Origin of the sequence: Pseudomonas sp. 18173, from assembly GCF_050432945.1 — a bacterium.
Classification (GTDB): domain Bacteria; phylum Pseudomonadota; class Gammaproteobacteria; order Pseudomonadales; family Pseudomonadaceae; genus Aquipseudomonas.
The window spans coordinates 1-5,718 of record NZ_JBKFTN010000054.1 but is presented as its reverse complement, the minus strand read 5'-3'; the positions used below and the strand labels follow the sequence as shown (position 1 = coordinate 5,718).

At 47.7% G+C, this 5,718-nt stretch carries 5 protein-coding genes and 1 pseudogene; 4 read left to right on the top strand and 2 right to left on the bottom strand.

From position 1 onward, the window contains the following. Positions 1–267 (top strand): annotated as a pseudogene (locus ACLD1X_RS28860) (tyrosine-type recombinase/integrase); the annotation flags it as partial. A gap of 364 nt (positions 268–631) precedes the next feature. Next, a complete protein-coding gene (locus ACLD1X_RS28855; RefSeq protein WP_429373660.1) occupies positions 632–1,021 on the top strand; it encodes an antiterminator Q family protein in 390 nt (129 codons plus the stop codon). On the opposite strand, the gene ACLD1X_RS28850 is transcribed toward ACLD1X_RS28855, so the two are convergent. Then, positions 1,018–1,686 carry a hypothetical protein gene (locus ACLD1X_RS28850; protein ID WP_429373658.1) on the bottom strand — a complete coding sequence of 223 codons (669 nt, stop codon included), beginning with the start codon at positions 1,684–1,686 and terminating at the stop codon, positions 1,018–1,020. The genes ACLD1X_RS28855 and ACLD1X_RS28850 overlap by 4 nt on opposite strands. A gap of 330 nt (positions 1,687–2,016) precedes the next feature. Next, positions 2,017–3,792 carry an NACHT domain-containing protein gene (locus tag ACLD1X_RS28845; protein ID WP_429373656.1) on the bottom strand — a complete coding sequence of 592 codons (1,776 nt, stop codon included), beginning with the start codon at positions 3,790–3,792 and terminating at the stop codon, positions 2,017–2,019. A gap of 674 nt (positions 3,793–4,466) precedes the next feature. Here ACLD1X_RS28845 and ACLD1X_RS28840 point away from each other — a divergent pair. Both ACLD1X_RS28840 and ACLD1X_RS28835 read left to right on the top strand, forming a co-directional pair. Further along, on the top strand, positions 4,467–4,790 hold the full coding sequence (locus ACLD1X_RS28840; protein WP_429373654.1) for a phage holin family protein: 324 nt from the start codon (positions 4,467–4,469) through the stop codon (positions 4,788–4,790). 68 nt (positions 4,791–4,858) lie between these two features. After that, positions 4,859–5,599 carry a hypothetical protein gene (locus tag ACLD1X_RS28835; protein WP_429373652.1) on the top strand — a complete coding sequence of 247 codons (741 nt, stop codon included), beginning with the start codon at positions 4,859–4,861 and terminating at the stop codon, positions 5,597–5,599. The last annotated feature ends 119 nt before the right edge of the window (positions 5,600–5,718 follow it).

Sequence of the window (5,718 nt, the reverse complement as noted above, 5' to 3'; positions counted from 1 at the left end):
ACCAGTCACGACCTCCGCAAACTGGCGCCTTCCATCTGGGCCAACCTCGGTGTCGATTCACTAGTGGGAAAACTGCTACTCAACCACGCCCTGACCGAATTGGAGCGCACCTACTTTCAGGCGATGGGCGAGGTGGTAAAGCGCAATGCCCTGGAGCGGTGGCACGGCTGGCTCGACGCACAGGGTTTTGATGCATTGCAGGACAAGACAGGAGCAAGACGCGCGAGTAAGCCGGTTGCCCTGGACCCCTCGGGCTGGTTGGCCTGAAGCCGAAAACAGAAATTAATCTTACAAGAGGATTCAAACATGCAAAAAGGGCAGGGGATTGGCTTCAAAAGGCAGCGGATCGAGCTAGAACCATGTCCAACTTGCAAGTGCAAAGCGGTAGTGAGTGGGCTGTTTTATGAGCTGATTTGCACTGCTTGCAATGGCTCAGGTTGGGTTATTCAAGAGAGTAGGTTGGTGCTTTCTTCGGAGGAGTTGGTCACCCAGTTGAGCTTCAAATTACAGCGGGCTCAGCGAGACATTGAGCTACTTCAGCAGGAGTTGTCGATATCTGCCCCGTCCGAGTACTACCGAATGAACAACCGTCGCGGTGCCGGCGGCACAAATTACACAGGGGATTGAGATCATGATGATTCGCAAGCCGGCAGGCCGACCTTTGGGCGATACCGAATACCTGCTGGAGCAGTGGGGGTGGTGGCGGATGGACGGAGCCGGTGTCCCCATTTACATCTCTCCGACTTTTGCGCTAATGCGTCAGGCGATACCGCAGGTGTCGGCGAGCAAAAGCTATTGCATTACAGATGAATGGGCCGGCGCTATTGATTGCGCAGTTGCGCGGCTCATACACCGCGATCGGCAAATGGGCGACATTATTTGGCTTTACTACGGCGCTAAATGGCCCATGGTTCGGGTTGGCAAGCACTACGGCATAAGTGAAGGGAAGGCGCGGGAATTGGCGAGAGCAGGTGCGGCATGGATCGATTGTGCTGTCGATGTAATGCGCCAAGCTGCTTAATCGCCTGACAGGCCTTCAATGCTGAATAGAGATTCGCGGTAAATCTTTAGTTTTCCGAAAAACAGGCGTACGCAAATCGCGTCGACCATGCTGCTGGATAACACGCGATTGCAAATGTGATCTTCGGACACAAAAAGGTAATCGGTGGATGAAAGTATATTGGTCGGCGCTCCACCACACCTCCGTATTTGTTCAAAGCAATCTTTCCGGCTACCAAATTTGAATGGACCAGTAAAAGCAGCCAGCTTTAGCGTCAAAGGAATGAAGTCGGTAGTTTCGTCAAAAAGGGCGCTGTATAGATCGCCAAACAGCTGTGGAGGGTTTTGGATCAACTGATATAAATTTTCATTCAGCGTCGACTTGTTGAAATATACGGCGCTGATGAAATGCACTAAATCATGCTCTGCTTCCGGACGCCATTCTTCTGAGCAGGTTGATTTTTTCAGTGCGGCCAGCAACTGACGATTGGGGAATAGTGCAGCTAAATCAGTATTGTTTTCCAGCCATGAGAGCAAATTCAAGGCTTTGGACCGGTCTATGAATCCTTCCGATAGAGCAGACAGTGCGGCTTCGCTAACGGGTTCGAAAATATTTTCAGGATAGGTAATGCCTCGGGCCTGGCAGATGGCTGATATTTCCTTCTTATCCGGTTTCGGCAGAGCCATGATTTATCCTTGGTTGGTGGGGTGGCGAAATTTACTACGCGCTGTCCGCAATTGATAGGGGCCGTCCAGGTACGTTGCTTATAGATGCTGGGTACGAATTTTGAATTGATGTGTTTGCCTGTGGGCGTCGACCTGACTACCGATATGCATTGAATTTAACCGTGACGCATAGGGGGATGGAACAAAACAATCCAAGGCGGCTCTTTAGATACATCTACGAAATTATTCGTGACTCAGCGAGCTTGTACGAAGGGTCTAAATGGAGGTGCGGCTCTTGATTAAGTGCATGTGCTCTTGATTGGGGAGAGCACATGCGTTGCGTGAGGAACGTTAGATGCCTAAAAGGTTGTCGAGAGTTTCCAGCCGATTTGAATGTTTTATCTTCATTTTTTTATAGGCTAAAAAAACACATTGAAGATATTTAAGTGAGAAACGGCCTTCACCCTCAATAACATCTCTTAGTATAGGGCTTTTATATGTTAGCTTTGAAAAATGGAAAGACTTTGATTCATTGCCTGGCGAGCAGTATCTTTGGGCGCGTTCTTCATCAACCTGATTGAAATATTCATTTTCAGGGAAGACGTAGCCTCCAAGGCCAGTGGCTACCAAGTCAGCAATATCATTCGAAATCACTCCATTTTTACCAGTTGCAGAGCACTTTCCTTGAGAGATGTTTAATATGCTAAAAGTCATTTTTAGATACTTGGCTGAATGTGTAATGCCAATTTTGTTTTTGACTTTTAAAGCTGAAAATAATTTTTCGAGTTCGGGGAGTATAAGTGATCGTTCCACAAGGTCTGGGTTGATTTCGTGGAGTAATGAGATTACTTTGTCGGATTTAATGTTGGGGCTGTATCTTTTAATTAGCTTTGATTGAATTTCTGGTGCTTCAGTTGAAATATATAGCGCAACAAAATACTCTTGAAATGATCTGTGAGAGAAAGCGACTTCCAAACCATCATCAACTAACAGGCAGACTGCGCTTAGTAGATCTTGTAGGTAGTTCTCTGAGGTGAAATCCTTTCCATTTATTTTACGGCATTTATCCAGGTAGCTTATACAGGTGCTCCTAGACATTTTAAACTCGCGCTTCTCATAGCTCTGCAGAGAAAATAATGCAAAAGTACGTGAAAAGTCTTGACTGTCAAGTGTGGTAAGTCGTGAGCGAGTATAGCCTCCTTTATAAGAGTCGTGTCTTCGGAAGAGGGCTTCATAAGCTTGATTGTAAAAAATACTTAGCTTAGTAGGGATCTCGGCGTTTTCTCCGTAGGTTAGGAGCATAATCGAGAGTAGCAAGGGGTTGGATAGGAAAGAGCGATGCCTTTTGAACAGCTTGCTGTGTAACTCTTTTATAAATTTTTCTTTTATTTCTGTGTCGAATGGAAGTTTTTCAACCAAAATAGACGCTGACGGCAAATCTAATGGTTGAATATTAAATTTTGTGAAGTCATCTAGACCTTCGAAACTTTCGTCTGGTCGAGATGAAATGAAAATGGGGCAGCTTTGATACTTGTTTGAAAGGTGCTTTATTTCTTTTAGGAGTTTTTTTCTTTTGGAGTGGTCAACTTCGTCGAACCCGTCTAAGAAGAAACAAAAGTGGCCTGACTTCTTGGCTTTTTGAATGTATAGTCCAGTGGTTTTAAAGTCAAAAGATGAAAGAGTATCAGTGATAAAGGAGTCGAGGTCTTTATCATCTTCGTTTAAATCTCGAAGCTCCAGCATAACAGGAGCATAGTCGTCACTGTCAATGCAATCTAAGAATAAGTGTTTCATTAACACGGATTTACCGCTGCCACCGGTTCCTGATATGATAATTCTATTGGATGTAGCCAGGCAATTAGTTAGGCTCGGTTCGGGCAGCTGAGATCTACCACACCGTATGCCAATCGGTACGTAGTAATCATAAAGATTAGTTGGTTGGTCACGAAGAAAAAATGATTTTGATTTTGAATATTTTTGCGAGGTGTTGGTCAAATAGTCAGTGTAGGCAGTTCTTAGTGCAATGTTTACGGATTCATCTAAGGTATCATATGAGCCTTTAGCAAATGAGATTATTTTTTCAAAGTTTTTTGTTATAAAGGCTGCGACAGCGGCTTCTGTAAACACTGGTAATATCCTTTACCGTTGATCTAAGATTAGATTAAATTTTTAGCGTAAATTGGAAATTTGCCCCATCGGTTGCTCTCAAAAAAATACAGCCGTCAAAGTTGGGAGCGCACTTACGCGTTGACATTTATGGTGATCCCTGAAAATTCAGGACACATTTTGATCAATGCTATCAAGATGCCATCCTGTCGTCGAGTCGGAGTTACGCTTCAGTTTTTCGGCAGCTCTGTACCGACCTTAGCCCATAGAAATATGGGAGTGATTGCGGCTACCGACGGGTAACAGTAACAGTGGCAACTATTCGGTTTTGACATCATTTGGCTGATAGCAGTCTGTCGCGCAAGACTGGCGTGCGTAGTTTTCTGTCCATCATGGTTAAACCATGATGCATCCGATGGTTAGGTCGAATGCAAGCTTATGGTCAGGTCGAGTGCAATTTCACAGGCACTGCCGAAACACCTTTTCCGCACGGAATAGACCTGCTTTTATAGCAGCGTGTATTGCTGTGAACGCAGCGAGACGCCTTTCAAGACCCGACCATTGAGTCGGGTATTTTGTGCCCATTTACAAGCCCTGCCTTCGAGCAGGGCTTTTTTGTTTTCGGTCCCATGCCTGGCTCTTTGCTCCGAGCGGATGACAGTGACATGGAGACCGATCCTATTCGAGGACGATAGATGAACACTGAGCATCAGGCACTTGCTGATGTGCCCCTTTGGCTATTGGTGTTGTTGAGCATGGCGGGTTTGTCCGGGGAGATGCTGAGAGCGTCAGGTACTGAGCTTGGTCTTCGGCAGATACTTCAGCGCGTAGCGCTGCGTTTTCTTGCATCTGGCCTGTTGGGCATGGCTACGCTGTTGCTCGCGATGGCGCTGTGGAGCAACTTCTATCTTGCTGCCGGTCTAGGCATCGTAATCGCGGTTATCGGTGCCGATGTAACCGGCGGTTTGTATACCCAGTTTTTGGCCAGGAAAGCTGGTATCAGATCGCATAATTCATAGCGTGGTAAAGCAGCCTAGCCCGTCAATGGAGCATCAGACAGCTACTTCTCTGCTATTGCGGAAACTAAATGGTCAAAATCAAGATCACGCCCAACATGCTGCCCGTCTCTGAAGCGCTACTGGAGCTGGAAAAAAAGCACATTCCGCATGTGCTGGCGTTGACCGCTACACGCTTGGCTCAGCGGGTGAAGAAGGGGGAGCTGGCCGTCATGGTGCAGCGCTTGGACCGGCCAACCCGAACCACGATGAACAGCTTGTTCATCAAAATGGCCACCAAAAGAAAGCCGGCCGAAGTGTATTTTAAGGACACTTGGACCTCTGGCATTCCCGCTGATACCTACCTTCAGCAGACTGTCAGGGGCGGGCCACGACCGCATAAGCGCTTTGAAATGGCCTTGATCGCGCATGGCTTTATGAAGTCCAGCCAGTTCGCGATCCCTAATCCCAATGTGCTCGACAAGCATGGCAACGTTTCCCGAGGAACGATGACCCGGATCTTGTCGGGCCTTGGCGCTGCCGAAACGTTGCGTGGATATCAGGCCAATGCTTCAAACAGCAAGCGCAGTCAACGCAAGGGCAACGCCAAGAGCTATTTCTCCGGCATTGTCGGTGGAACAGCCGGGGTGTGGGAGCGCAAAAACACAGCGTTCGGCGATGCCGTCCGGCCGGTTTTTGTCTTCAGCCGCACCGCGCCGGTGTACCGCACGATCTTCCCGTTCTTCAAGATCGCTAACAACATCTGCAAGGCCAACTACAGCGCTGAGTTCAGTGGTGCATTTGCCGATGCAATGACCACTGCCAAGACCTGACAACGAGCAAGAAAGGCCGGTTTCTGGCAGGTGATGCTCGACTTGTTTGCCCAGACGCAAATTTAACGGGTCCTCCCGAGGGGGCAGGGGGCAGGGGGTAATTCGGGCCCCGCTGCTTC

Excerpts from the sequence above, each read along its gene's own strand:
- ACLD1X_RS28855 (WP_429373660.1), top strand. The coding sequence starts at position 632 with ATGATGATTCGCAAGCCGGCAGGCCGACCTTTGGGCGATACCGAATAC.
- ACLD1X_RS28850 (WP_429373658.1), bottom strand. The coding sequence starts at position 1,686 with ATGGCTCTGCCGAAACCGGATAAGAAGGAAATATCAGCCATCTGCCAG.
- ACLD1X_RS28840 (WP_429373654.1), top strand. The coding sequence starts at position 4,467 with ATGAACACTGAGCATCAGGCACTTGCTGATGTGCCCCTTTGGCTATTG.
- ACLD1X_RS28835 (WP_429373652.1), top strand. The coding sequence starts at position 4,859 with ATGGTCAAAATCAAGATCACGCCCAACATGCTGCCCGTCTCTGAAGCG.